The sequence below is a fragment of the Williamsia muralis genome (assembly GCF_051487485.1).
GTDB lineage: Bacteria > Actinomycetota > Actinomycetes > Mycobacteriales > Mycobacteriaceae > Williamsia > Williamsia muralis_B.
Genome location: NZ_JAHVCV010000009.1, coordinates 99,022 through 124,250 on the forward strand (window position 1 = coordinate 99,022; position 25,229 = coordinate 124,250).

At 65.5% G+C, this 25,229-nt stretch carries 24 protein-coding genes, 1 tRNA gene and 1 other RNA gene; 12 read left to right on the top strand and 14 right to left on the bottom strand.

Translation table 11 applies throughout. The features are described from left to right. Positions 1-3: 3 nt before the first annotated feature. From KXR83_RS22225 to KXR83_RS22260, 8 genes are all read left to right on the top strand, one after another. Positions 4-456, top strand: a complete 453-nt coding sequence (locus KXR83_RS22225; protein ID WP_437426704.1) for an ATP-binding protein — start codon at positions 4-6, stop codon at positions 454-456. Next, positions 453-1,691, top strand: a complete 1,239-nt coding sequence (locus KXR83_RS22230) for a glycoside hydrolase family 26 protein (RefSeq protein WP_437426705.1) — start codon at positions 453-455, stop codon at positions 1,689-1,691. The genes KXR83_RS22225 and KXR83_RS22230 overlap by 4 nt, the downstream gene beginning before the upstream one ends. Positions 1,692-1,761: 70 nt before the next feature. Continuing rightward, the gene (locus KXR83_RS22235) at positions 1,762-2,700 is read left to right on the top strand and encodes an EamA family transporter (protein WP_437426706.1); all 939 of its coding nucleotides are present in this window, start codon (positions 1,762-1,764) and stop codon (positions 2,698-2,700) included. 47 nt (positions 2,701-2,747) lie between these two features. Further along, a complete protein-coding gene (locus tag KXR83_RS22240; protein WP_437426707.1) occupies positions 2,748-4,019 on the top strand; it encodes a MurT ligase domain-containing protein in 1,272 nt (423 codons plus the stop codon). Next, positions 4,019-4,744 carry a type 1 glutamine amidotransferase gene (locus tag KXR83_RS22245; RefSeq protein WP_437426708.1) on the top strand — a complete coding sequence of 242 codons (726 nt, stop codon included), beginning with the start codon at positions 4,019-4,021 and terminating at the stop codon, positions 4,742-4,744. The genes KXR83_RS22240 and KXR83_RS22245 overlap by 1 nt, the downstream gene beginning before the upstream one ends. A 22-nt stretch (positions 4,745-4,766) precedes the next feature. After that, positions 4,767-5,324 carry a hypothetical protein gene (locus tag KXR83_RS22250; protein ID WP_437426709.1) on the top strand — a complete coding sequence of 186 codons (558 nt, stop codon included), beginning with the start codon at positions 4,767-4,769 and terminating at the stop codon, positions 5,322-5,324. After that, entirely contained in the window at positions 5,324-5,866 is a 543-nt protein-coding gene (locus KXR83_RS22255) for a hypothetical protein (protein WP_437426710.1), read from the top strand. Before KXR83_RS22250 ends, KXR83_RS22255 begins: the two co-directional genes overlap by 1 nt. A gap of 19 nt (positions 5,867-5,885) precedes the next feature. Then, positions 5,886-6,620 carry a phosphoribosyltransferase gene (locus KXR83_RS22260; RefSeq protein WP_437426711.1) on the top strand — a complete coding sequence of 245 codons (735 nt, stop codon included), beginning with the start codon at positions 5,886-5,888 and terminating at the stop codon, positions 6,618-6,620. 4 nt (positions 6,621-6,624) lie between these two features. Here KXR83_RS22260 and KXR83_RS22265 read toward each other — a convergent pair whose 3' ends face one another. The 6 genes from KXR83_RS22265 to KXR83_RS22290 all read right to left on the bottom strand — a co-directional run bounded on the left by KXR83_RS22265 (position 6,625) and on the right by KXR83_RS22290 (position 9,954). Next, positions 6,625-7,182 carry a uridine kinase family protein gene (locus tag KXR83_RS22265; RefSeq protein ID WP_116916605.1) on the bottom strand — a complete coding sequence of 186 codons (558 nt, stop codon included), beginning with the start codon at positions 7,180-7,182 and terminating at the stop codon, positions 6,625-6,627. Between the two features lie 5 nt (positions 7,183-7,187). Further along, a complete protein-coding gene (gene recR, locus KXR83_RS22270; protein ID WP_023956577.1) occupies positions 7,188-7,799 on the bottom strand; it encodes a recombination mediator RecR in 612 nt (203 codons plus the stop codon). Positions 7,800-7,806: 7 nt separating this feature from the next. Further along, the gene (locus KXR83_RS22275) at positions 7,807-8,127 is read right to left on the bottom strand and encodes a YbaB/EbfC family nucleoid-associated protein (protein WP_174548705.1); all 321 of its coding nucleotides are present in this window, start codon (positions 8,125-8,127) and stop codon (positions 7,807-7,809) included. Between the two features lie 4 nt (positions 8,128-8,131). Continuing rightward, positions 8,132-8,542, bottom strand: coding sequence for a hypothetical protein (locus tag KXR83_RS22280; protein ID WP_437426712.1), 411 nt, complete (start codon positions 8,540-8,542; stop codon positions 8,132-8,134). Positions 8,543-8,555: 13 nt separating this feature from the next. Then, the gene (locus KXR83_RS22285; protein ID WP_437426713.1) at positions 8,556-9,431 is read right to left on the bottom strand and encodes a pseudouridine synthase; all 876 of its coding nucleotides are present in this window, start codon (positions 9,429-9,431) and stop codon (positions 8,556-8,558) included. 82 nt (positions 9,432-9,513) lie between these two features. Then, positions 9,514-9,954, bottom strand: coding sequence for an SRPBCC family protein (locus KXR83_RS22290; RefSeq protein ID WP_437426714.1), 441 nt, complete (start codon positions 9,952-9,954; stop codon positions 9,514-9,516). A gap of 177 nt (positions 9,955-10,131) precedes the next feature. Here KXR83_RS22290 and KXR83_RS22295 point away from each other — a divergent pair, with 177 nt between their 5' ends. Together KXR83_RS22295 and KXR83_RS22300 are read left to right on the top strand one after the other, a co-directional pair. Continuing rightward, entirely contained in the window at positions 10,132-11,544 is a 1,413-nt protein-coding gene (locus KXR83_RS22295; protein WP_437426715.1) for an FAD-binding protein, read from the top strand. Further along, positions 11,541-12,863: a class I SAM-dependent methyltransferase gene (locus KXR83_RS22300; RefSeq protein WP_437426716.1), complete on the top strand. Its 1,323-nt coding sequence runs from the start codon at positions 11,541-11,543 to the stop codon at positions 12,861-12,863. The genes KXR83_RS22295 and KXR83_RS22300 overlap by 4 nt, the downstream gene beginning before the upstream one ends. A 160-nt stretch (positions 12,864-13,023) precedes the next feature. Here KXR83_RS22300 and KXR83_RS22305 read toward each other — a convergent pair whose 3' ends face one another. From KXR83_RS22305 to ffs, 5 genes are all read right to left on the bottom strand, one after another. Continuing rightward, on the bottom strand, positions 13,024-15,303 hold the full coding sequence (locus tag KXR83_RS22305; RefSeq protein WP_437426717.1) for a DNA polymerase III subunit gamma and tau: 2,280 nt from the start codon (positions 15,301-15,303) through the stop codon (positions 13,024-13,026). A 291-nt stretch (positions 15,304-15,594) separates the two neighbouring features. After that, positions 15,595-16,938, bottom strand: coding sequence for a glycosyltransferase 87 family protein (locus tag KXR83_RS22310; protein WP_437426718.1), 1,344 nt, complete (start codon positions 16,936-16,938; stop codon positions 15,595-15,597). Positions 16,939-16,969: 31 nt separating this feature from the next. Continuing rightward, positions 16,970-18,322, bottom strand: coding sequence for a glycosyltransferase 87 family protein (locus KXR83_RS22315; RefSeq protein ID WP_437426719.1), 1,353 nt, complete (start codon positions 18,320-18,322; stop codon positions 16,970-16,972). A 39-nt stretch (positions 18,323-18,361) separates the two neighbouring features. Then, positions 18,362-19,642 (bottom strand): aminotransferase class I/II-fold pyridoxal phosphate-dependent enzyme, encoded by a 1,281-nt coding sequence (locus tag KXR83_RS22320; protein ID WP_437426720.1) that lies wholly within the window; start codon positions 19,640-19,642, stop codon positions 18,362-18,364. Positions 19,643-19,706: 64 nt separating this feature from the next. Then, positions 19,707-19,803: signal recognition particle sRNA small type (gene ffs / locus KXR83_RS22325), an RNA gene on the bottom strand. 93 nt (positions 19,804-19,896) lie between these two features. Here ffs and KXR83_RS22330 point away from each other — a divergent pair. Next, positions 19,897-19,985, top strand: a tRNA-Ser gene (locus KXR83_RS22330). A 72-nt stretch (positions 19,986-20,057) separates the two neighbouring features. Here KXR83_RS22330 and KXR83_RS22335 read toward each other — a convergent pair. The 3 genes from KXR83_RS22335 to KXR83_RS22345 form a co-directional block, all read right to left on the bottom strand. Then, positions 20,058-21,782, bottom strand: coding sequence for a cation:proton antiporter (locus KXR83_RS22335; RefSeq protein ID WP_437426721.1), 1,725 nt, complete (start codon positions 21,780-21,782; stop codon positions 20,058-20,060). Positions 21,783-21,916: 134 nt separating this feature from the next. After that, the gene (gene ligD / locus KXR83_RS22340) at positions 21,917-22,960 is read right to left on the bottom strand and encodes a non-homologous end-joining DNA ligase (protein ID WP_437426722.1); all 1,044 of its coding nucleotides are present in this window, start codon (positions 22,958-22,960) and stop codon (positions 21,917-21,919) included. Then, on the bottom strand, positions 22,960-24,000 hold the full coding sequence (locus KXR83_RS22345; RefSeq protein WP_437426723.1) for an ATP-dependent DNA ligase: 1,041 nt from the start codon (positions 23,998-24,000) through the stop codon (positions 22,960-22,962). Before KXR83_RS22345 ends, ligD begins: the two co-directional genes overlap by 1 nt. Positions 24,001-24,034: 34 nt before the next feature. On the opposite strand from KXR83_RS22345, the gene gluQRS reads away from it, so the two are divergent. Further along, complete coding sequence (gene gluQRS, locus KXR83_RS22350) at positions 24,035-24,979, top strand: tRNA glutamyl-Q(34) synthetase GluQRS (RefSeq protein WP_437426724.1); 945 nt, start codon at positions 24,035-24,037, stop codon at positions 24,977-24,979. Positions 24,980-25,229 lie beyond the last annotated feature (250 nt).

The window sequence follows — 25,229 nt, forward strand, 5'->3', positions numbered from 1 at the left end:
ACCATGTCCCTACAACCGGTAGCAGACTCATATGACGACACCGCGTTCAGCCGCCTGGACGTTCCGGCGACCGCTGCGGGAGCCAGCCACCTGCGTCAGGAGTTCGGACGATGGCTGGGCGAGAACTTCGCGATCTCGGACGAGCACCTGTACGCCATCGTCCTGGCGGCATATGAGGCCCTCGCCAACGCCGCCGAACACGCCTACGTCGGAGACCAGCACCCGGGGACCATGTCGATCGAGGCACGCCACTCCCCCTCGGGTGCCCGCCTCTCGGTGACCGTGTCCGATCGAGGTCGGTGGCGGCCCCCCGCGCACAACCGCTTCCGGGGTCGAGGGATTCCACTCATCCGAGCCCTGTGTGACCGGCCCGTGTTCGTCAAGGAAGCATCAGGCACCACTTTGACTCTTGAATGGGTCCAGGTGCGGGCATATTCGTTATCGTCAGCAGGGTGACGCTTCATCTCAAAACGTTCGGTCGCCGGCTCGGGTATTTCGTCAGGACGTTCTGGGCGCCGATCGCCGCGGGAGTGGTGGCGCTGGCCATCGGAGTCGGCAACATCTATGTGACCTCGGATTCGGAAGCCGATGACAAGGCAACCAATTGCGCGCCGGCGGTCGCGGAATCCGTGTCACCGTCCACCGGGGTCTGGTATGGCGCCAGTTTCGACTGGGATAAGACAACGATCGCGGACTACTCGGAGAGCCTCGGTAGCCATCCTGCGGTCACGGTGTTCTTCACCGAGATCCCCTACGACGATGCCGCGCGAGCCGACCTGAGACAGACCGTCGACACCGTCCGCGAAGACGGAAGAATCCTGTTGCTGACAGTGCAGCCGTCGGGTGGCCTGCGCACCGTCACCCCCGAGGTCGCCAACGCCTTTGCCGCCGATCTCGCAGAGTTCAATGAATCCGGAGTCCCGGTTGTCGTCCGCTTCGCCCATGAGATGAACGGTTCCTGGTATCCGTGGGGTCAGCAACCAGCGCTCTACAAGGAGACATTCGCTCGCGTCGCGACAGCCGTGCACGCCGCCGCTCCCGGCTCGGCGATGATGTGGGCGCCCAGTTATGCCGGCGGATATCCCTTCGCTGACGGTGAATACTCGCCGGCACCCGGCACGGCCGAGTTCACAGACCTGGACAGTGATCGCGACGGACAGCTGACCCGGAACGACGATCCCTACGCCGCCTTCTACCCCGGCGATGAATCGGTTGACTGGGTCGGGATGTCGCTCTACCACTGGGGCAACCGCTTCCCCTGGAGCGAGAACGAACTCGCCGAGCCGAACAAGTTCGCACAGCAACTGACGGGGAGCTATGTCGGCGCGAATGGTGACGACACCGTGCTGCCCGACTTCTACGACGAGTACGGCACCCAGCGCAACAAGCCTGTGGCGATCCCGGAGACCGCAGCCCTGTTCAATCCCGGCGAACCCGAAGGCCCTGGAGCCCTCGCGATCAAGAAGTCGTGGTGGACCCAGATCTTCGCGCCTACGGTGCCCGAGCAGTTCCCCCTGCTGAAGATGGTCAACTGGGTCGAATGGGACAGGTACGAACCCGAGGCGGACACGCAGGTCGACTGGAGGACCATGGCCGATCCGGCCATCCGTGCGGAGTTCACCGCGGCACTGCCCGAGTGGCTGGCATTCGGGCCGAATGAACCGTGCGGCGCGATCACCACCAAGAGTTAAGTTCAGCTACACTTCCGATGCAGTTTAATTCGATTGAACTGAACCTTCAATGGACCCGAGAATTGTCCCCATGACACTCCGCGATCGCCTGCTGGCACTGACCGTCGTGGTGTTCTGGGGCCTGAACTTCCTCGCGATCCATGCCGGGCTCGAACACTTCCCGCCTCTGTTCTTCGCGGCGTTACGTTTTGCCGTGATGGCCATTCCGGTGATCCTTTTCGTACCGCGACCTGACGTTCCCCTGCGCTGGTTCCTGCTCTACGGATTCGGTTTCGGCACGTTGCAATTCGCTTTCCTGTTCCTCGCGATGGACCAGGGCATGCCGACCGGATTGGCGTCCCTGGTGCTGCAGTCGTCGGCCCCGTTCACGGTCATCTTGTGTGTCCTCCTGCTCGGGGAGAAGATGTCGCTGCGACAGACGGTCGGGATCACCGTGGCCGTCGGCGGCATGGTGGTGATCGGCGTGGACCGCGCCGCACACGGGGCATCTGCGGGATTGATCCCGGTCCTGCTCACACTTCTCGCCGGGCTCGGCTGGGCCTTCGGCAACATCGGGTCACGGCTTGCCCACCCCCGCAACGCGCTCTTCATGGCGCTGTGGATGTCCGTGATCCCACCGATCCCGCTCTATGCCCTCAGCTTGGCCGTCGAGGGACCGTTCGCCGGGTTCGAGTCGATCGCCACCGTGGGAACGCACACAGGCTTGGTGGCTCTCGGCGGCCTGGCCTACATCGTGGTTCTCGGCACCATCGGTGGCGCAGGGCTCTGGGCATACCTGATGACACGGCATCCGGCATCCAAGGTCGCACCGTTCTCGTTGCTCGTCCCGATCGTCGGCATCAGCGCGGCCTGGGCGATTCTCGGGGAGACACCGACAGTCTGGGAGCTGGTCGGCGGAGCAGTGGTGATCATCGGTTGCTTCGCGGGAGTGACCGGCGGCAAGTCGAAACGCGCCAAAGAGAAAACGCTCAAACCCTCGTCCACCGACGAACCGATGGCGGTCCCCTGACTTGCACATACGGCGGACGCCGGGCGGCATATGACAAACTCGCAGCCATGCGTGACGAGGACCGAAAGAGTTCCACAGGCTTGCCGATGCGGGCACGACTCGCCCTGAGAGCCGCTGCCACGGCGCGATGGGCGTCGCAGAAAACCGGCCGCGGGAAGGGCTCGATGATCGGCGGCCTGGTGGCGCTCAAGATCGACCCCACCCTGATGGCTGCGCTTGCGCGCGGGAAGCGATCGGTGGTCGTCACCGGAACGAACGGAAAATCGACCACCACGCGCATGACGGCGGCAGCGCTGGCCGATCTCGGCGAGGTGGCTTCGCAGGCCGACGGCGCCAACATGGACGCAGGCATCGTCGCCGCCCTGTCGTTGAACCGGCCCGCCGAGTGGGCTGCGTTGGAGGTCGACGAACTGCACGTTCCCCACGTGAGCGACGCCGTGAACCCCGAAGCGCTGATCCTGCTGAACCTCTCACGAGACCAGCTCGATCGGGTCGGCGAGATCAACATGATCGAGCGCCGCCTGCGTGACGGGATCGCGCGGCACCCGGAGACCACCGTGATCGCCAACTGCGACGACGTACTGGTGACCTCCGCCGCCTACGACGCACCGAAGGTGGTGTGGGTCGCTGCGGGCGCCGGATGGGCCGGCGATTCGGTGAGCTGTCCCCGGTCGGGTGAGCCGATTCTGCGTGACGGTCCCCACTGGTATTCCACCGGAACCGATTTCGAGCGGCCGGCCCCCGACTGGTGGTTCGACGACAAGAACCTCTACGGACCGGACGGTTTCGAGCACCCGATGACGCTGGCAGTGCCCGGCAACGCCAACCGCGGCAATGCGGCGCAGGCCGTTGCCGCGGCAGTGGCATTGGGCGCCGACCCCGTGAAAGCCATTGCCGCCGTGGGCACCGTCGGCGAGGTCGCGGGCCGATACTCGGTACAGCAGATCGGCCGGCATCGCGTCCGCATGCTGCTGGCGAAAAACCCTGCGGGATGGCAAGAAGCGATGGCGATGATCGACCAGGACGCCGACGGCCTGGTCATCGCCGTCAACGGTCAGGTGCCGGACGGCGAGGACCTCTCGTGGCTGTGGGACGTCCGTTTCGAAGCATTCGAGAACATGCAGGTGGTCGCTTCCGGCGAACGCGCCACCGACCTCGGTGTCCGGTTGATCTATGCAGGCGCTGAGCACACCACCATCGGTGATCCGATGGCCGCCATCGAGTCCTGCCCGCCCGGCCGGGTCGAGGTCCTCGCCAACTACACCGCTTTTCGCGACCTCAACAACGCATTGGCTCGCGCGCAGAAGGGAATTCGCTGATGTCCGACTCCACATTGCGCATCGGACTGGTCCTCCCCGATGTGATGGGCACTTACGGCGACGGCGGTAACGCCCTGGTGTTGCGCCAGCGCGCACGCATGCGAGGCATCGAGGCGGAGATCATCCAGATCAACCTCACCGATCCCGTGCCCGAATCGCTCGACGTCTATACCCTCGGCGGCGCCGAGGACTACGCACAGCGGCTGGCCACGCGGCACCTCACCAAGTACCCGGGCCTGCAGCGCGCGGCAGAAGCATGCCGGCCCGTTCTGGCCATCTGTGCCGCCATCCAGGTACTCGGGCACTGGTACGAGACATCGTCCGGGGAGCGCGTCGAGGGGATCTCGATGCTCGACGTGACCACCACCCCGCAGGACAAACGCAGCATCGGCGAGCTGATCACAGAACCGTCGCCGGCCTCAGGGCTCACCACCCCGCTGACGGGTTTCGAAAACCACCGCGGTGGAACCACTCTCGGACCGGACGCCCACGCTTTGGGCAAGGTGAAGCACGGCGTCGGCAACGGCGCGGGCGAGAAGGTGGAAGGCGTGGTGCAGGGTTCGGTGATCGGAACCTATATGCACGGCCCTGCCCTGGCCCGCAATCCCGAGCTGGCCGACATGCTGCTCGCCCGCGCACTGGGCGTCGAACAACTCGATCCGCTGCCGTTGGCCGAGGTCGATCTGCTGCGCCGTGAGCGCCTTGCCGCGGGCCGTCGAGGGTGAACAACTCCAGACCCCGGCACCCATGACATCTCCTCGGTCGACGCCCACATCACCACCTCCGGGCGGCCAACGCCGCGCCGCTCCCGCGCTGTTCGCCGTCGCCCTGGTGGTGGTCGCGGTGGTGGTAACCGCAACGTGGATGATCACGTGGTCGGTTGTGGGCGAAGATGATTCGCCCACCAGCGCTCCTGCCACGTCTGCCGCCGTGTCGAACGAAGACACCATCCTCGACACGGTGCGTGCCACCACGGAATCGATCTACAACTTCACCCCCGACACCATCAGGTCGACGATGAAGTCCGCGCAGGCGCTGCTCTGTGGAACGGCCCTTCAGGAGTGGAACGACACCGCCGATTCGCTGCTGCAGACGGTCACCACCACCGGCCGCAGCCTGGTGACCAGTAACGCGCACTACGGCATCGCCCGGCAAGACGCAGAGTCGGTGACCGTGCTGGCGGTCTTCGAGGTGACCGCGAGTCAGGACAACGCCGAACCGGCCCCCATCGAACCCGCTGCCATCGAGTTCACCGTGAGCCGTTCCGCAATCCCCCTGTGCGTCAACATGATGAAGGTGCTGTGATGACGGACCTACATGTGCGCCCGACCCGTCCGCCCGGGTCACACCGCCGCCTCCGACTGCTACTGGTCCTCGCAGGCGTACTGATCGCGCTCGTGGCCCTCACCGCCGTCTTCGCGACACTGACCGCTCCCGACAACGGTGACGACGAGACACGGTCACCGACGACGCCGGCCGGCCCGACGATCACCGATCAGCAGGCCCGCGACGTCGCGACCGCGGTGACGCGCAGCATGTACGACGTGGGCCCGGCGACCGCGGACGAGCAGGTTGCGGTGTTCAAGGCGAACAGCTGTGGCGAGTTCGCCAAGAAGACGTTGCCTGACCTGATCACGTCCACCGACCAGCTCAAGACGCGCAATTCGTCGAGCACCTTGACCATCGATTCGATGGCGGTGGTGCCGCGCCCGGCACCCTCTGCCCAAGTCGAGGTGATCGTGGCATTCTCGTGGGAGCAAGGTGATATCTCGGAGAAGACGCGGGCGGTGTATCAGGTGGCCGACGAAGCCGGCCGGCCATGCATCACCACCGCCCAGTTCTTCTAGCAACGCCGCGCCGGCGGAGATGTCGGCCGAGACCGAGCGTGAACGGGAGCAGGTGGACAGGCAGATGCGACTGCGACACAGCCGTGATGAAGCACGCGAGTTCTTGGATCGCCGTGCGGCCGGCCGCGCTCTCGGCGATCAGCTCAAGTTCGGCGAGCTCGAGTTGGCCGACCGCAGCGACGTTCTCGTGCTGGGCCTCGCTCGCGGGGGCGTGCCGGTCGCCTGGGAGATCGCCTATGCGCTCAACGCCCCACTCGATGCGATGGTGGTCCGAAAACTGGGGGTACCCGGACGCGAGGAGCTCGCGATGGGCGCGGTGGCCTCAGGCGGGGAACCGGTGCTCAATCATCGGATGATCCGCGAATTCGGTATCAGCCGCGACGAGGTCCAGCGCGTTCTCGAGGCCGAGACCCGGGAGCTGATGCGCCGCGAGAAGGTGTACCGGGAGGGGCGCCCACCCGCCGAGGTGACGGGCAAGGTTGTCATCCTCGTCGACGACGGGCTGGCGACGGGGGCAAGCATGCGTGTGGCGGTCGATGCGGTGCGGAGCCGCCGGCCCGCGCAGGTGATCGTCGCTGCCGGCACCGCACCGGAGTCGACCTGCTCGCTGCTCACCGGGGCCGCCGACGAAATCGTCTGCGGCGCATTACCTGACGACTTCACGGCAGTCGGGCGGTCATACCGCGACTTCACTCAGGTGTCCGACGACGAGGTGCAGGAACTGCTGCGCACCCCGACGACCGAACGGGACTGAGGGGTCAGACCGATTCCGGCGCGAACTCGGGCACCACTTCACAGTGCTCGCGGGTGCGGTCGACGGCGAACCAGCCACGCTCGAAGTTCTGCCAACGGATCAGGTGCCGGCGCTCATCCTCACCGTCGCGGGCGACCGCACGTTCCAGACGTTCCGATTCGTCACCGCCATCGAGCCAGAGCGCCCTGGTGAGCTGTCTCCGAACCGGCGCACGAGCACTGGACACGCCCTCGATCACCAGCAACGGCTCCCATCTCACCCAGACGCGAGGACCGTGTTCGGGACGGCCGTCCCGCCACACCCGCGGGTGGTAGCGGAAGTCGTGTCCACGCCAGTACGACCGGATCACCTCTTCGTCGAGCTCGGGCCACCAACCGACCGGGTCGTCCCATGTCGCGAAGTCGTCGGTACGTACCAGCACCGCCGGGGTCCCGACGTCGTGGAGCACGGCCATCAATCGGTCCGCGAACGTTGACTTGCCCGCGCCGGACGGGCCGTCGATGGCAACGATGCCCGACTTGAGTTGCCGGGCGAAATGTTCGATCCACGCGTCGTCGACCATCAGAGCTACGTCAGGATCCGGCGACCGGACAGTGCCCGGCCGAGCGTCAATTCGTCGGCGAACTCGAGGTCGCCGCCCATCGGCAGACCCGACGCCAGCCGGGTGACCGACAGACCGGGGAAGTCCCGCAACATCCGTTGCAGGTAGGTCGCCGTCGCCTCGCCCTCCGTGTTGGGGTCGGTGGCGACGATCACCTCGCTGACGTCCACGCCGTCTTCCTGATTGCCCAAGCGGCGCAACAATTCTCGGATCCGCAGTTGGTCCGGGCCGACCCCGCCGAGCGGGTCCAGGGCCCCACCGAGAACGTGGTAGCGGCCGGTGAACTCCTTGGTTCGCTCGATGGCCTGCACGTCCTTGGGCTCTTCGACCACACATATCTTGCTGGCATCACGCCGGGCATCACGGCAGATCCGGCAACGCACCTGCGCCGAGACGTTGCCGCACACCTCGCAGAAGACCACGTCGTCTCGGACGTGCACCAATGCCGCGGTCAACCGGTCGATGTCGCCTGCCGGAACGGCCAGTAGATGGAACGCGATCCTCTGGGCACCCTTGGGACCGAGCCCTGGCAGCTTCGCCAGCTCGTCGATCAGATCCTGGATCGGTCCTTCATACACGGGTCAGCTATCCACCCAGACCGGGGAACCCGCCGCCCAGGCCGCCGAGTCCGCCGGCGAGCGGACCCATCTTCTGCTGGGTGAGCTCGTCGCGTTTGCTGTTCAGATCGGCAAGAGCACCGACGATGAGGTCTTGCAGGGTCTCGACGTCGTCGGCGTCCACGACCTTGGGGTCGATGGTCACCGCGGTGACCTCGCCGGTGCCGCTACCGGTGACCGTGACGAGCCCACCACCGGCGGTTCCGGTGACCTCGGCGGCGGCGATCTGTTCCTGCGCGGCCAGCAACTGCTGCTGCATCTGCTGAGCCTGCTGCAGGAGTCCGGCCATCGGGTTATCTGGTTCCACTGCTGTCCTCTGTCTCATAGGGCTGATCGGGGTCATCGGGCTCGATCGGGCCGTCGGGCGGGTTGTCTTGCGGGCGCATCATGCGTTCGAGATGAGCAGCAATGCTGTCGATGGTATCGCCGCCCGCCGACTCGGCCTCGAACCGCAGTCGCGCGTTGCCACCGAACATCATCGACGCCTTGGGTGTCAGCGCGAACTGGAACTCGTTGCCGACCCGTTGCCACGCGGCGATACCCCCTCGTACCGGCGGCCCGACACCGGCGCTGATCTCGTAGCCGTTGTCGCCGGCCGGGAGGTCGCGTTGGACCTGGAAACAATCCCCACTCTCGTCGTCGAGGAAGAGCACCACCTCGCAACGCAGGTCCGGGTAGTGGTCGTAGGAGACGATGATGGCCACTCGGGCCCTCCTCTCAGAGCAGTTCGCGGGTACTGACGAAGCGTCGCGACTCGCCGCTGAACGGGTCGGTGAACTCGACAGAGTAGGCAAGGAGGCGAAGCGGGTCGGAGAAATCCCCGCGGTCCGGGGCTGCGGCCACGTCGGGTCGAACCTCCGGGTACAGCGGGTCTCCGTCGATCGGGACACCCAAACCCGCCATGTGCAGTCGGAGCTGATGTGTGCGACCGGTCTGCGGCCTCAGCCGGTAGACCCCCCGATCGTGCGAAGCGCTCAGGAGATCGATGGTCGAGACAGCGTTGACCTCCCCCGGTTCCACCCGGGCTCGCAGGTCGCCGGCATCTTTGAGGATGCGGTTGCGAACGGTCACCGGCAGCTGCAGGCCGGGGTCGAGCGGTGCGCGGGCGCGGTATTCCTTGCTCACTGCACGGTCGGCGAAGAGCTGTTGGTAGGGGGCGCGCGCCTGCGGGCGCACGGTGAACATGAGCACTCCGGCCGTGAGCCGATCCAGCCGGTGGACCGGGCTGATCGATGGGTTGTCGAGTTCCCGGCGCAAGCGGACCAGCGCGGTCTGCACCACGTGCGTTCCCCGAGGCATCGTCGCCAGATAGTGCGGCTTGTCCACGACCACCAGATCGTTGTCCTGATGGATGATCGGCAGGTCGAACGGTATCTCCGTCTCCACGGGCAGATCGCGGTAGAAGTAGACCGGCCGTCCGATCTGGGCCGGTGCAGCCAGATCGACGGGTTCACCACCGATGCCGAGCACCTCACCGCGCTCGGCCCGGATCAGCAGATCGTCGAGCGTCAGGCCCTCACACGCCGGTGCGGCCAGCATCGCCTCGCCGATCGTGCGATCGGCGGACCGCAGAACGACCCGAGTGGGGTCCACACCGTCGCGCAATGGAAGCGGCGCTGGTTTGCGGTGTCGCACTCGGGTCGTTTTCTGGAAGTTGTTCTCGGCGTGATCCGGCTTAGACGCGTTCGACGTGCGACTTGAGGTTGCCGAGCAGTTCGGCCTGGATCTTCGCCAGTCCCTTGGGCGCAAACGTCTTCTCGAAGAATCCGCCGATACCGCCCGCTCCCTGCCACGTGGTGGTGGTGGTGACCTTCGAGCTGGCCCCGGAGGCATCGACCTGATACGTGGTCACCATCGACGAATTGACGTCGGTCTCGGTGACGGTGGAGCCGACCACGCCGACGCGGGCCTGGACGTTACGCGAGCGCTTCTTTGTTGCCTGGAGGGTCCAGGAGGCCACGGTGCCTGCGCCGACGCCACCCTCGACGACCTTGTAGTCGCGGTATTGGCCGGGAAGGATGCTGGGACGCACCGTCTGGTAGTCGGATAGTGCCGCGAGCACCTTCTCCGGCGCGGCATTGATGACGATCAACTCGGATGCGGTTACCTGTGCCACGAGATATCACCTTTCGGTAGTTGGTAGGTGTCACGTCGAGCCTGCCAGAACGCCATCGGATGACTTCGCGCGGCGCAGCCGGCCCGTGCGGAACCGAACAACGGCAAATCGGTCATGTGGTGGGTGAGCTGGCAACTACTGGACGAGGGTCCTAGGCTCTTAGGCGTGTCGCGGGTAATGGGTTCCGAAACAGGGCGAGAGGTTTTCGACGAAGGCGTCGAGAGGTTGCTGGCCAGCTACCGGGCCATCCCGACCTCTGGCCGTGTCCGGCTGGCCAAGAAGACGTCGAACCTGTTCCGCAAGAGGGCGAAGAATCCTTATCCCGGATTGGACGTTTCGGGGCTGGACCGGGTGATCTCGGTTGACCGACAGGCCCGTACGGCCGACGTGGCCGGAATGTGTACGTACGAAGAACTTGTGGCGACGACGCTCAAATATGGTCTGGCGCCCAAGGTCGTTCCCCAACTCAAGACGATCACCCTGGGCGGCGCGGTCACCGGCCTCGGCATCGAGTCGACTTCTTTCCGCAACGGACTCCCCCACGAATCGGTACTCGAGATCGACATCTTGACCGGTGCAGGCGAGATCGTCACCACCTCGGCCACCAGCGAAAACTCAGATCTCTTCTTCGGATTCGCCAATTCCTATGGAACGCTTGGCTATTCGACGCGCCTGCGCATCGAGCTCGAGGAGGTCGCGCCCTACGTCGAGTTGCGCCACGTACGGTTCACCGACGTCGACACCCTGCAGTCCACGATGAACGACATCGTCGAGCAGGGCACCTACGCCGGCGAACGCGTCGACTACCTCGACGGTGTCGTGTTCTCCGCCACCGAGAGCTATCTCGTACTGGGCGCGCAGACGAGCGTTCCGGGCCCGGTCAGTGACTACACCGGCGATCAGATCTACTACCGGTCCATCCAGCACAGCGCCGATTCCACTCCCGTCCGCGACCGGCTCACCATCGCCGACTACCTGTGGCGCTGGGACACCGACTGGTTCTGGTGCTCGCGGGCATTCGGCGCTCAGAACCCCCGCATCCGCCATCTGTGGCCAAAGCCACTGCTGCGCAGCAGTTTCTATTGGAAGTTGATCGCGCTCGACCACCGTTTCGACATCGGCGACAAGCTCAATGCCCGCAAAGGTCAGCCGCCCGGCGAACGGGTGGTCCAGGACATCGAAGTTCCAATCGAGCGCACCTCCGAGTTCGTCCACTGGTTCTTGGAGAACATCCCGATCGAGCCGATCTGGTTGTGCCCGCTCCGACTTCGCGACCCCTCCCCCGCAGGCGCGGACGCCCACCGGCCGTGGCCGCTGTATCCCCTCGAGCCCCACCGCACCTACGTCAACGTGGGATTCTGGTCTGCGGTGCCCAAACGCGAGGACAAGCCGGAGGGTTACGCCAACCGGCAGATCGAGATCAAGGTCTCCGAACTCGACGGACACAAGTCGCTGTATTCCGAGTCGTTCTACGGCGAAGAGGAATTCGATCAGCTCTATGGCGGTGAGCCCTACCGCCTGCTCAAGAAGCGTTACGATCCCGGGTCGCGGTTACTCGACCTGTACTCAAAGGCGGTGAAGCGGCAATGACAACTGTGAAGAACAACGAGGTGCCCGGGTCGGTGGTCGGGCCGAAACTCAGCCTGGCCGAGGTGGTGGAGGCCGTCGCGGGTGGCGATCTCCAGATCAGCGTCACCGCCTACGACGGCAGTTCCGCCGGCCCGGCCGATGCCGAGTACGGGCTCGAACTGCTCACCCCGCGGGGCACCCGCTATCTGGCCACCGCGCCCAGCGACCTCGGGTTGGCCCGCGCCTACATCGCGGGCGACCTCTCGCTGAAGGGGTGCCACGAGGGCGACCCCTACCCCGCACTGCAAGCGATCTCCGAGGACGTGCAGTTCTCCAGGCCGTCGGCCCGCACGCTGGCCCAGATCACCCGGTCACTGGGACTCGAGCATTTCAAGCCCATCACACCCCCACCCCAGGAGCAGCTCCCCCGGTGGCGCCGAATCGCGGAGGGCCTGCGGCACAGCAAGACTCGTGATGCCGAAGCGATTCACTATCACTACGACGTCTCGAACACCTTCTACGAATGGGTGCTCGGGCCGTCGATGACCTACACGTGCGCCTGCTATCCGAATCATGAGGCGAGCCTGGAAGAGGCGCAGGACAACAAGTATCGCCTCGTGTTCGAGAAGCTGAAGCTCAAGGCCGGCGATCGACTGCTCGACATCGGCTGTGGCTGGGGCTCGATGGTGCGGTACGCGGCACGCCGCGGTGTACACGTCATCGGCGTGACCTTGTCGGCCGAGCAGGCCCAGTGGGCACAGCAGGCCATCATCGACGAGGGTCTGAGCGAGTTCGCCGAAGTGCGGCACAGCGATTACCGCGACGTCACCGAAGACGAGTTCGATGCGGTCTCGTCCATCGGATTGACCGAGCACATCGGTATCCAGAACTACCCGTCGTACTTCAAGTTCATCCGCAGCAAACTGCGTGATGGCGGAATCCTGCTCAACCACTGCATCACCCGGTCGAACAACGTGAGCCGAGGCAAGGCCGGGCCGTTCATCGACCGCTACGTGTTCCCCGACGGGGAGCTGACCGGCTCGGGCACCATCATCTCGGCCATCCAGAACATCGGTGCGATGGAGGTGGTGCACGAGGAGAACCTGCGCGAGCACTACGCGCTGACCCTTCGCGACTGGAACAAGAACCTGGTCGACCACTGGGACGAGGCAGTCGAAGAAGTGGGTATCGGCACCGCGCGGCTCTGGGGTCTGTACATGGCCGGATGCCGGATCGGATTCGAGCGCAACATCATTCAGCTGCACCAGGTTCTCGCGGTGAAGCTGGACGACAAGGGTGGCAACGGCGATCTGCCGCTGCGCCCGTGGTGGAACGCCTGATCTGACCTGACGGTCCGGGTCCGTGCCGCCGCCGCCGCCGCCGCCGCCAGCTTTCGCGCCGGCTGCCGACGTACGCGCCAGGTGTACCCGGCGCGTCCGCCGGTAAGTGGCGCGAATTTCCGGAACGCGGTCGGTGTCTCGCGTCCCGCGGCAGCGAAGGTCAGGTGATCGGGCGGGCGCCCAGCTCGGTGGCAAGGAGTTCGATTGCCACCTGTTCGGGGTCCTGCCGCGGGTCCGGCGTGGAATCTCGCGCCGTGGCGATCATCTCGTCGCGTTCGGCATCGGTGAGGTCTTCGTCGTCAACGGGATCGGGTGGTGCTTGTACCGGTTCAGGTTCGGGTTCGGGCTCCGGTTCAGGCGCGTCACCCGACGCGCTCGCGGCTCCCGCGCCGCGGCTCGGTCGGACATAGGGCGCCTTCGCCTCGGGCTTGCGGGTGCTCCCAGGCGCGGAGGAGGCCTGGGGCTTGGCGGTGTCTGCGGGCAGCGACGACGCCGCGTGCACCGAGATCTCCCAGCTACCGCCGAAGACTTTTGTCATCGCTCCGGTGAGCACTTCGACCGCATGCGGAGAGCTGAGCCGCTGCACGAGCGGCGCGGAGTCGTGACTGAGCACAAGCGTGGTGCCGTTGACGCCGCGAACCGTGGCGCCGGACAGCATCACCTCGGTGACCTTGTTGGCGGTACGAACCTCGGTGCGGACTTCCTGCCACTTCGCCTGCACCGCAGCGAGATCCGGGCCTCCGGCGGCGGGAGCTGCGGCAGGCTCGGCAGTCGCCGCAGCGGGCTCGACAGCGGGTTCCGGCTCGGGCTCGTAGTCGGGCTCCGGCGGTAGTGGGACGTCCGCATCATCGGGGACGGACACTGCTGTGTCGACGGGCGAGTCGGCCGCAGGGCCCGCAGACGGCTCGGGCGTGCGGACGACCGGCTCGGCGGCCGCAGCCGGCTCGGAAGCAGGGGCGGGCTTCGCCGATGGCGTCGGCTGGGGCGCCGGGGCCGGTTCCGGAGTCGGGGTGGGCGCCGGGGCCGGTTCCGGAGTCGGGGTGGGCTCCGGTGCAGGGGTGGGTTCTGGACTCGGTGCCGGTTCCGGAGTTGGAGTGGGTTCAGGCGCAGGGGCCGGGATCGGCGCGGGCGCTGGAACTGCCGCCGAAGCGGGTGCAAGAGAAGTCGATTCGGCCGAACCCTCGGACTGCTTGCGCTGTGACGCGCGGACGAACTTGCTCGGAGGCGGTTCTACCGGCGCCCCTCCCGATGACGAGCCGAGGGGTGCCGCGGGAATCGCCGCGCCTCCCGCCAGCTGCGCCTCAATGCGCTCGATCCGTTGCAGCACCGCAGACTCGGCGTCGGACGCCGCCGGAAGCAGCATCCGGGCGCACATCACCTCGAGCAGAAGCCGCGGCGACGTGGTTCCCCTCATCTCTCCGAGCGCATCGTGCACGGTCTCGGCGAAACGCGCCAGCGTTCCCGGCGCCAGTTTGGCCACCTGTTCGGTCATCCGCTCGACCTGGTCGTCGGGCGCTTCCACCAGTCCGCGCTCGGCGGCGTCGGGTACCGCGTCCATAAGGATCAGGTCGCGGAGACGTTCAAGGAGGTCGACCGCAAACCGGCGCGGGTCGTGGCCGGCATCGACAACCGACTCGATGGTTCCGAACAGCTTCGCGCCGTCATGGTCTGCGAGGGCGTTGACGGCGTCGTCGATCAGCGCGACGTCGGTGACACCGAGGAGGGTCAGTGCGCGTTGGTAGGTGACACCTTCGGCCGACGCCCCGGCCAGCAGCTGGTCGAGGACGCTGAGCGAATCGCGGGGTGAGCCGCCGCCGGCACGGATCACCAGGGGGAACACCGGCGGCTCGACCGTGACTTTCTCGCTGGCACAGATGCGTTCGAGCAGGGTGCGCATGACGGCCGGAGCCAACAGGCGGAACGGGTAGTGATGGGTGCGCGAGCGGATGGTGGGCAGCACCTTCTCCGGCTCGGTGGTGGCGAAGACGAAGATGAGGTGCTCGGGTGGTTCCTCGACGATCTTGAGCAAGGCGTTGAATCCGGCGTTGCTCACCATGTGCGCCTCGTCGATGATGAACACCCGGTAGCGCGACTCCGCCGGCGCGTAGAAGGCCTGATCGCGTAGTTCGCGGGTGTCTTCGACGCCGCCATGGCTGGCGGCGTCGAGTTCGATCACGTCGAGGTTGCCGGGGCCACCCGGGGCCAGGGCCACACATGACGAACACACCCCGCATGGGGTGGACGTCGGTCCCTGTTCACAGTTGAGCGACCGGGCCAAGATGCGCGCCGACGAGGTCTTACCGCAACCACGCGGACCGGAGAACAGATACGCGTGGTTGATGCGGCCGGAGTCGAGCGCGCGACCGAGCGGCTCGGTGACATGTTCCTGCCCGACGACCTCGGCAAAGGTCGCGGGTCGATACGTCCGGTAGAGAGCCACGGTGGCAGCCTACCGGCGCGGTCCGACGTTCGTGGTCCCCGGTAGATGTCCACCGGGCTTCGCGCGGCACGCGCCGGCAAGGAGGGGAGCTCGAACCGCCGACTGCCAGCTTCGCTCGACTGCACACCATTCGCGCCTCTGCGGTCGGATGTGACTTCGGGATGGGTTTTGTGAGCAGCTGGGTCCGAAGGAACGCCCGAATGTAGCTACGCGGCAACACTTGTGGCAGTCCTCCGCAGGCCACTCCGATGCAGCCGAGTTCTGGGAAGATGCGAATCAGTCCAACGGCATTCAGGCCGCCCCAGAACTCGCCAAATCCCTCGAGCTTCGTGCGACACCCCTGGCCCGCACTTCGCCCGGGCCCCAGACCGCGATGCACAACACCGCGGTCACGCCGAGCACCCACAGGTAGGGCTCGGCGGAGAACCATCGGAGCCAGTCCGGGAACGGCGTCATGAACATGCCGGTGCCGTAGAAGGGCTTGAAGCCCATGGCGCCTCCGGGGAGGTGATTGCGCCAGATGAACACGGCGGTGAAGAGCGCGGGCGGCGCGAGACACAACAGCCCGGCGAGTGGTCGTGAGCCGGCGCGCCACGCCGCGATGGGCAGGTGCACCGCGAACACCAGCAGAGGTACGAACCACACCCAGTGATGACCCCAGCTGAACGGTGACACTGCGGCAGTGGTCATCCCGGTCAAGCACAGGGCGAGCAACTCCTGGCCCGCACGGTGCGCCAGCCAGGCCGCGCCGATCCCGAGGACCACCGCGAGTGCAGAACACACGATCCACAGCACGTTGCTGGGCGTGGTCGTATCGAACATCGTGGCCAGGGCGCCCTTGATCGACTGATTGCTGGGAGCGTCTGTGGGTCCGACGCGGTCGGAGTTCACCACCCGGTCTGTCCAGTAGTTCCACGATTGCCGGGGCGTCGCGAGGAAGCCGATCAGGATCGTGGCGCCGAAGGTCGCGATCACCACGACCACCGCCCGCCACCGTCTCGTGACGGCGAGGTAGACGACAAAGAATGCGGGGGTCAGTTTGATGCCCGCCGCGACACCGACACCGATGCCCTTGAGCCGGCTGCCATCTGGCCGAAGCAGGTCCCATAAGACGATCGCCATCAAGAAGACGTTGATCTGCCCGTACCAGATCGTGGTGCGGACCGGCTCCATCAAGGTGACTGCACAGACCATCGCCGCGGCCACGATGGCCAGCGACCAGCTCATCTCGTAGCCCAGACTCCGGAACGAGGCCACGATGACCCAGTACAGGGTGGCAAAGATGAGGCCACTCCAGACGTCCACGGCCATCTCGGCGCTCATCCAGCCGAACGGTTGGAAGACGATGGTCGAGAACGGGGTGTAGGTGTACAGCAGGCCGTTCCGGAGCATCGGCAAGTCGTAGAGCTGCCGGCCGTGCAACAGGTGTTGAGCCCCGGCGCGGTACACGTCGAGGTCGACCTGGTTCTTGAACAAGCCGAAGATGGGTGCGTCCAGAGGAATTAACCGGACTTGCACGAGCAGCGCGACGGCCGCGCCCACCACGAACGCGATCAGTAGAAGGGGGTGACTCGGAAACCGCTGCGGCGCCCTCGTATTGTCCGTTGTCTCAGCGCGCGCTTGATCCGCTGTCACCCATTACTCCTCACCCCGTGTCCAGGGGATGCTAACCCGCCGCGACCGGCTCTGGAGCCTCGACGCGGCGCCTCACCGTGAGACACACGATGGCAGCTACCGCTGTCACCACGAACACCCAGTTGTAGGGGTCGTAGGTGAACCAGCGCAGCTCAGGGATGCCGACCTTGTGGTACAGCCCGGTGAAGTAACCGTCTGGCAGGACCCGTTCGATCTGCAACACCGGATACGAACGGTAGGTGCGCCAGATGAACGTCGTCGCCAGCAATGCGACCACCGCGGTCGCCGCCAGCGGTTTGGCCACCGCACCCCGCGCCTGCAGCGTCAGGTGGATTCCGATCACCAGGGCCGGGACGAACCACACCCAGTGGTGTCCCCACGACATCGGCGACACCGCGGTCCCCGTCATACCGACGAGGGTGACGGCGAGCAGCTCGTGCCCGGCTCGATGAGCCAGTGAGGCCGCTGTCATCCCCAGCGCGAGCGCCGCAACGGCCAAGGTGATCCAGACCAACGGGTTGGGGGCATCGGTCTGCCACAGGTTCGCCAACGCTCCCCTGATCGATTGATTGCCGACGGTGTTGGGGGCACCGACCCGCTTGGAGTCGATGAAGGTTCCGCTCCAGTACTTCCAGGAATCACGGGGCATCACCGCGAACCCGAGCGCGATGGTGCCCGCGAAACCTGCACCCGCCAGCCACACCGCGCGCCAGTTGCGGTTGATCAGGAGGTAGAACACAAAGATCAGGGGCGTCAACTTGATCCCGGCAGCGATCCCCACTCCGAGGCCGCGGATGCGACTGTGCCTGCCCTGCAGGAGATCCCAGAGGATGAGCAGCATGAGGAACACGTTGATCTGGCCGTACCACATGGTGGTGCGGACCGGCTCCATCAGCGCGCTCACCAGGACAAGGGCGCCGGCAAAGATCCGAACCGACCAATTGATCTGGTACCGCAGGCTTTTGAAGCTCAGAGTGATACAGAAATAGAGAGCGACGAAGATGCCGACCATCCAGACGATCCGCGCCAGTTCAAGCGACATCGCCGCGAAGGGCATGAACAGGATCACCGACACCGGCGCATAGGTGTAATCCATGACGCCCACGAGTTTGGCCTCGTACAGGCGGTCACCGTCGAGTACCGCTTGCGCGCCTTCTCGATACACCGCCAGGTCGAGTTGGTTACCGAACACACCCCAGTACGGGGTGTCGATCGGGACGGCCAGATGTTGCAGATACACCGCGAGCAGGCCGAGCGCGAGGGACACCGCGACAACAACGGCAGGCCTCGGCAACACCGGGCCGCCTGTCACTGCTGCGCGCTCCTGCGAACGGATGTGCGGAGCGGACTCGATGCCCAACCGGGATGCGCCTTTCTCGAGCATCGGCCCTTCTCGATCACCGAGCGAGGGTTCTGCGTGGTGTCAGCTGTGGTCTGCGAGCAACTTCTCGGCGGCAGCGAGCAGCACACAGGTGGCCACCCCGTCCATTGCCAACCGCAGCTCTTCCAGCCCCGGAAAGGTCGGGGCAAGACGGATGTTGCGGTCGTCGGGGTCGCGCTTGTACGGGAAGGTCGACCCAGCCGCGGTCAGTGAGATGCCGGCCTTCTTCGCCAGGTCGATGACCTTGGTCGCCGTGCCGTCGACAACGTCCAAGCTGATGAAGTAACCGCCCTCGGGTTCGGTCCACGACGCGACCTTTGCCGCACCGAGCCGGTCCTCGAGGATCTGCAACACCAGCGCGAACTTGGGCAGCAGCAGGTCGCGGTGCCTGGCCATCTGTCGGCGCACGCCGTCGGCATCACCGAAGTAGCGCAGGTGCCTGAGCTGGTTGAGCTTGTCCGGACCGATCGTCTTGATGCTCGCGTGCCGCTGGTACCAGGCCAGGTTGTCGGCCGAACTACCGAAGAAGGCCACGCCCGCACCGGCGAAGGTGATCTTGGAGGTCGATGCGAACACGTAGGGGCGGTTCGGATTGCCCGCGGCCGCCGCCAGTCCCAGCACGTCCACCGGCTCGGGCGGGGTCTCATGCAGGGTGTGCACCGCGTACGCGTTGTCCCAGAAGATGCGGAAGTCGGGTGCCGCGGCCGGCATCGACATCAGCGCCTTGCTCACCTCGGCGCTGTAAGTGGCCCCGGTGGGGTTGGAGTACGTCGGTACGCACCACATGCCCTTGATTTGCGGATCTGCTGCCACCAGTTCGGCACACACCGCGACGTCGGGGCCGTCCGGGTTCATCGGCACGGTGATCATCTCAATGCCGTAGGACTGGGTGATCGCGAAGTGCCGGTCGTAGCCCGGGGAGGGGCACAAGAACTTGATCGGGCCCTGCCCCCAGGGAGCCGTCGAGTCCGGCGTGCCGTGCAGCAAACCGAAGATGACCAGATCGTGCATGTATTCGAGGCTGGCATTGCCGCCGGCGAGCAGGTTGTCGGTGGGGATTCCCAGCAGTTCACCGAAGATGGCGCGAAGTTCTGGCAACCCGGTGAGACCGCCGTAGTTGCGGCAGTCGGTGCCCTTGCCGTCGCGGTAGACATCGGCTCCCGGCAACGACAGCAGATCCGCGGAGAGGTCGAGTTGTTCCGGTGACGGTTTACCGCGGGTGAGGTCGAGGTTCAGGCCCGCTTCGGCGAGGCGCTCATATTGATCGCGCAGCTCGGACCTGGTGGCGGTCAGCTGGTCGGCACTCATCGAGTGGTAGTTCACGTCGGCCTTTCGCCCGGAACCACACCTGCCCCGGAACTGTCATCGCGCGCTTCGCTGGGGAACAAAGTAGGGGACCCCGCGCACCCGAGAGAGCCCGCTGACCCTTGCTGCCTTCCGGCCCTGGGGGAGTTCACAGGATGCACGCCGCGCGGGATCCGGGATCGAGTGTAGCCGCCCGGTGCGCGGTGCCGAAAACTGGTCACCTCACCAGCCCGTTTTTGGCAGGTCACCTCGCGACCGGTAAGCTCCCCCACGGAGGATTCGCCTAGTGGCCTATGGCGCTCGCCTGGAACGCGGGTTGGGTTAACAGCCCTCAGGGGTTCGAATCCCCTATCCTCCGCCAACTTCCGAAAGTGGTGGCTTCGGGTGAGCATTCACCCAGGTGAGCCTCACCCGAACCCACCATTTCGGGAAGTCAGAGGCGGCTTTCGAGCCTCGCCGACAGACCGGCTTCCTGCAGATCGAGACGTTCGAGCATCGCGCGGACGGCTTCGTCGTCCACCTCGCCGGCGTCACGGCTGGCGATCAAGGCATGACGCTGGGCCGCCAGCACCTCCCGATAGAGCTTGGCGAACGTCTCCGCACGCTCGGTGTGCGCTTCGGGGTCGGGCATCTGCTCGGCGTCACGCACCTGCCGCGCGACGGTCGACCGGATGAACTCCACCGTCTTCCCATCCAAGCTGGCGGGCGGTTCGGCCACGAAGTCCTCGATCACCCCATCGCCGGCGAAGTGCACGATGCTCTCCGCTTTCGACGTCTCGCGGGCTGCGTACTGCTCTTCTTCCTCGGAGTGCAGATGCAGGCGTGCGATCAGCCAGGGCAGGCTGGTGCCCTGGATCAAGATGGTGCCCACCGCGACCACAAACGCGATCGCCTGAATCGCTGCACGCTCCGGGAACGGCTCCCCCGATTCGAGGGTCGCCGGGATGCCGGACGCCGCAGCCAAGGTCACCACACCGCGCATACCCGTCCACGACACCACCAGACTCTCCTGGAAGGTCAGCGTCCGTTTGTCCATCGAGGCGGTCAGGCGTTTGACGGCAGCCGGCCGTTTCTTCTCGCGCTTGGCGGTCGGATCTTTGCCGGACTCACTGATTCGTCGCGGAACGCGAGGGCCCGCCGCGATCTGCGACGAGCTGACCGTCTTCTCGACGTGCCGTTGCAGCAAGCCCCGACCGAACATGAGAAACACGGCAAACGGGCGGATGACAAGCACCACGAGCAGCACAACAACCGAGGCCACCGCCACGCCGACGAGCGACTCACGCGCCTCGCGCAGCTCGTCGATGATGAACCTGAGCTGTAAACCTATGTAGGCGAACACAAATGCTTCCAAGAGCACATCCACCGAGTTCCACACATAGCGCTCCTGCAGACGAGTCTGGTAGCCGGCATGAACCGAACCCGACCCGACCACGAAACCGGCGATCACCACCGCGAGCACCCCGGACGCGTGGATGTGTTCGGCGGCAACAAAAGCCGCGAACGGGACGGTGAAGCCGAGAACCGTTTCCAGCGCCGGGTTCTGCAGGTGACGCCGGATCCACAGGGTGCCGAACCCGATGACGATTCCGACGACGGGCCCGAGCACCGCGCTGTAGCTGAAGAGCAGCAACGGATTCCCGATGAACGCGTGGGTATGAGCGATCTGCGACACGGCGATCGCGAACAACGACAATGCGGCTGCGTCGTTCACCAGGGACTCGCCGGTCAGGATGGCCATCACGCGCTTCGGCAGACCCAATTTGCGGCCGATCGCGACGGCCGTCACGGCATCGGGCGGCGCGACGATGGCCCCGAGCAACAGTGCGAGAAGGAAGGTGAACTCCGGAATGGCGACCGTGGCAACGGCTCCCACCGCAAACGCCGTGACCACCACCATGGCCACACCGAGACCGAGGATCGGTTTGATGTTGCGCAGGAAGCTGGGGAACGAGAAGTTCAGCGCCGCCGAATAGAGCAATGGCGGCAACACCACCGTCAGCAGGATGTCGGACTCCAGCTCCACCCGGGGCAGACCGGGGATGAACGACACCAGGAGTCCAACCACCAGGATGATGAGCGCGGGCTGCATTCCGCGACGATCCGCGAACGCCGTGACGACAACCGCGCCGAGAAGTACCAGAAGCAGCAGTTCCATGGCCGGATTCTGTCAGGTGATGTCCGAGTCTGCTCGCCGTAAAGTCGTATGGTCGCGCGCACAAATCGTCCCCCGGACGGTCCGCCGAGGGCAATACACCCTCGGCCGCGTCTCACGGGGACAAAACGAACGGCTCAGGACTCCGGCTCGTCGTCGTGACGGGCCCTCGACGGCTGAACACGCTTGGGTTCACCCGGCATCTTGGGGTAGCTCGGCGGATAGGGCATGTCGCCCAGCCCGTCCTTCTCGTCGCGCGCCACCCATTCGAGAAGCGGCTCGAGACTGCCAGGACGATCGCCGATGTCCGCCATGGGATCTCCCCGGCGTTCCAGCAGCGCCGGGACAGTGGCGATGGTGCAGTCCAGGGGGTCGACGTCGGCCAGTTCCTCCCAGGTCACCGGCGTGGACACCGTCGCTGTGGGTGTGCGCCGCGCCGAATACCCGGCGGCCATCGTGCGGTCGCGGGCGTTCTGATTGAAGTCGATGAAGAGCCGCTCTCCGCGCTCTTCCTTCCACCACGAGGTGGTGACCGACGCACTGTCGCGGCGTTCGAGCTCACGCGCCAGGGCGATCACCGCACGCCGGGTCTCGATGAAATCCCAGCGCGGCTCGATGGGCACGAACACGTGCAGACCGCGTCCGCCCGAGGTCTTGGGGAAACCGACGAGACCCAATTCGTCGAGCAGTGGCCGCAACACGTCGATGGCAACACGGCGCGCGTCGGCGAAGTCCGTGCCCGGCTGCGGGTCGAGGTCGATCCGGAGCTGGTCGGGATGGTCGTTGTCCGGGGCGATCGTGGGCCACGGATGAAATGTGACAGTCCCAAGATTGGCCGCCCACACGATGACCGGCGCGCTGGTGGTCCGGATGGCGTCAGCTTTCCGGCCGGAGGGAAAGGTGATCGACGTCGACTCCACGAAGTCGGGGCGTTTGGCCGCCACACGCTTCTGGTAGATCTCTTCACCTTCGATGCCGTCGGGGAAACGCTGTAAGAAGGTCGGCCGGTTGCGCAGGGCCGTCAACATCGCACCCTGCAGCGCCACCGTGCGGTAGTACTCCACCAAATCCCTTTTCCGGCCGCCCTTCTCGCCGAGCTGGGGGAAGTAGATCTTGTCGGGGTTGGACAACCGCACTGCGGTTCCGTCGACATCGAGTTCTTCGGCCGGAGCTTTCGCCATCAGTCTTGTCCCTCCAGGACGTCGAAAAGGTCATAGGTGAGCGGGACCTCGAGTTGTTCGTAGCCGCAGCTCTCGGGTTCACGGTCGGGACGCCACCGCACGAATTGCACGGTGTGCCGGAACCGGTCGCCCTCCATCTGGTCGTAGGCGACCTCGACGACGAGTTCCGGGCGGATGGGGATCCACTGCGACGACCCCTTTTCTTTCCAGCGGCTCGGTTCGCCCTCGGCGACGTTGTCGGGGTCGAGCCGCATCGGTTCGAGCATCTCCTGCAACTCGATTCGCTTCGCGTCCGAGAACGCGCCGGCCCCACCGACCATGCGGAGTTCACCGTCTCTGTAGAGACCCAGCAACATCGAACCCAGACCGGTACCGCTCTTGTGGACGCGGTACCCGATCACTACGCAGTCGGCGCTGCGCTTGTGCTTGACCTTGATCATCTCTCGTTTGCCCGGCAGGTAGATCCCGTCGAGTCGCTTGCTCACGAGGCCGTCGAGGCCTGCGCCCTCGAACTCGGAGAACCAGTTCTGCGCAAGGTCGGCATCGGTGGTCACCCGACTCACCCGGCAACGCCCGGCCCCGGGAATCGATTCGAGGAGGACCTCGCGGCGGGTCGAGAACGGTTCCCGGGTGAGATCTCTGTCGCCGGTGGCCAGTGCGTCGAACCCGATGAACATCGCAGGGGTCTGCTCGGCGAGCATCGTGACGCGGGATTTCGCGGGATGGATGCGGATGGACAGGGCGTCCCAGCTGAGCCGGCGAACCCCACCGAGATCGGCCTGTACGCCGATCTCACCGTCGACAACCACCCTGTCCGGCAATTCCTCTCGGGCCGCCTCGATCAGTTCGGGGAAGTACCGTCCGAGGTCCTTGCCACCACGCGACCCGATGACCACCTCATCGCCATCGCGAAAGATGATGGCCCGAAACCCGTCCCATTTGGGCTCATGCGACCACACCGCGGCGCCGGTCTCATCGGGGATCTTGACAGCGGATTTGGCCAGCATCGGTACCACCGGCGGCATCACAGGAAGGTCCATGATGTCCCATCCTTGCACTTGTACCCTCGTTCGGGTGAACGATTGCCGCCGAGACGAACCGGGCCGCCCGAGCGGTGCAGGACGGTACGCGCCGTCGCCGTCGGGTGATCTGCACATCGGCAATCTCCGTACCGCATTGCTCGCCTGGTTGTTTGCCCGTTCGACCGGCCGCCGCTTCGTGGTGCGAATGGAAGATCTCGATCGGGTTGCGCCGGGGGCAGCAGACCGGCAGCTCGCCGATCTGGCGACATTGGGGATCACCTGGGACCCCCCGGTGATGTGGCAGTCGCAACGTCGACTCTCCTACGACGTCGTCATCGACGACCTGCAACGACGGGGACTGACGTACGAGTGCTTCTGCACGCGACGCGAAATCCTCGAGGCCCCGTCCGCCCCACACGCACCGGCGGGCGCCTACCCGGGGACCTGCCGCGACCTCACCGAAGCGCAACGACAAGCCAAACGCGATACCGGCCGCCCGCCGGCCATCCGACTTCGCGCAGAGGTCGACGAGTTCACCGTTGTCGACACACTTCTCGGCCGTCATACCGGCATGGTCGACGACTTCGTCCTCCGCCGCGGCGATGGCACAACGGCATACAACCTGGCCGTGGTCATCGACGACGACGCTCAAGGAGTGGATCAGGTTGTTCGTGCCGACGACCTGCTCAGCTCAGCTCCTCGACAGAGTTATCTGGCTACGCTGCTTCGCATTTCGCCACCTGTCTACGCCCATGTGCCACTGGTCCTGAACACCGAGGGCGCAAGGCTCGCCAAACGCGACGGCGCTGTCACGTTGTCGGACTTGGCCGTCAACGGCATTGATACACAGCGTGTTCTGTCACTCATCGCCGCATCGCTGAAAATGGCGGCCCCGAACGAGCCGGTGACCATCGGTCAGCTACTCGCCCGATTCGATCCCGACGACCTGCCGCGCGACCCCTGGGTCCTCGAACCGAACGCAATGCCGAGTTGCTGATCGGAGCAAGAACCACGCCCCATGAGAAGTTCACGGGCAGACGGCACGCCGAGCGATCATTCGAATGGAATAGCGATCCGGCCTTGGATTCACGGTGCCGCTAACCGGTAATCGCCGCAGACGCAGGCAACCGATCGACACTGGAAAATCGACTGACCTGCCCAAACGCCAAGCCGCGGTCGATGATCGCTTACTCGAATCAACGCTGGCTAGACACCCCTGGGGGGTCCAAACAACCGGCAACCCACCT

Bases quoted from the DNA above. Each gene is read 5' to 3' on its own strand.
- KXR83_RS22225 (WP_437426704.1), top strand. From the start codon at position 4: ATGTCCCTACAACCGGTAGCAGACTCATATGACGACACCGCGTTCAGC.
- KXR83_RS22295 (WP_437426715.1), top strand. From the start codon at position 10,132: ATGGGTTCCGAAACAGGGCGAGAGGTTTTCGACGAAGGCGTCGAGAGG.
- KXR83_RS22255 (WP_437426710.1), top strand. From the start codon at position 5,324: ATGACGGACCTACATGTGCGCCCGACCCGTCCGCCCGGGTCACACCGC.
- KXR83_RS22245 (WP_437426708.1), top strand. From the start codon at position 4,019: ATGTCCGACTCCACATTGCGCATCGGACTGGTCCTCCCCGATGTGATG.
- ligD (WP_437426722.1), bottom strand. From the start codon at position 22,960: ATGGCGAAAGCTCCGGCCGAAGAACTCGATGTCGACGGAACCGCAGTG.
- KXR83_RS22300 (WP_437426716.1), top strand. From the start codon at position 11,541: ATGACAACTGTGAAGAACAACGAGGTGCCCGGGTCGGTGGTCGGGCCG.
- KXR83_RS22260 (WP_437426711.1), top strand. From the start codon at position 5,886: ATGTCGGCCGAGACCGAGCGTGAACGGGAGCAGGTGGACAGGCAGATG.
- KXR83_RS22335 (WP_437426721.1), bottom strand. From the start codon at position 21,782: ATGGAACTGCTGCTTCTGGTACTTCTCGGCGCGGTTGTCGTCACGGCG.
- KXR83_RS22240 (WP_437426707.1), top strand. From the start codon at position 2,748: ATGCGTGACGAGGACCGAAAGAGTTCCACAGGCTTGCCGATGCGGGCA.
- KXR83_RS22250 (WP_437426709.1), top strand. From the start codon at position 4,767: ATGACATCTCCTCGGTCGACGCCCACATCACCACCTCCGGGCGGCCAA.
- KXR83_RS22275 (WP_174548705.1), bottom strand. From the start codon at position 8,127: ATGGCCGGACTCCTGCAGCAGGCTCAGCAGATGCAGCAGCAGTTGCTG.
- KXR83_RS22345 (WP_437426723.1), bottom strand. From the start codon at position 24,000: ATGGACCTTCCTGTGATGCCGCCGGTGGTACCGATGCTGGCCAAATCC.
- KXR83_RS22235 (WP_437426706.1), top strand. From the start codon at position 1,762: ATGACACTCCGCGATCGCCTGCTGGCACTGACCGTCGTGGTGTTCTGG.
- KXR83_RS22315 (WP_437426719.1), bottom strand. From the start codon at position 18,322: ATGCTCGAGAAAGGCGCATCCCGGTTGGGCATCGAGTCCGCTCCGCAC.
- KXR83_RS22265 (WP_116916605.1), bottom strand. From the start codon at position 7,182: ATGGTCGACGACGCGTGGATCGAACATTTCGCCCGGCAACTCAAGTCG.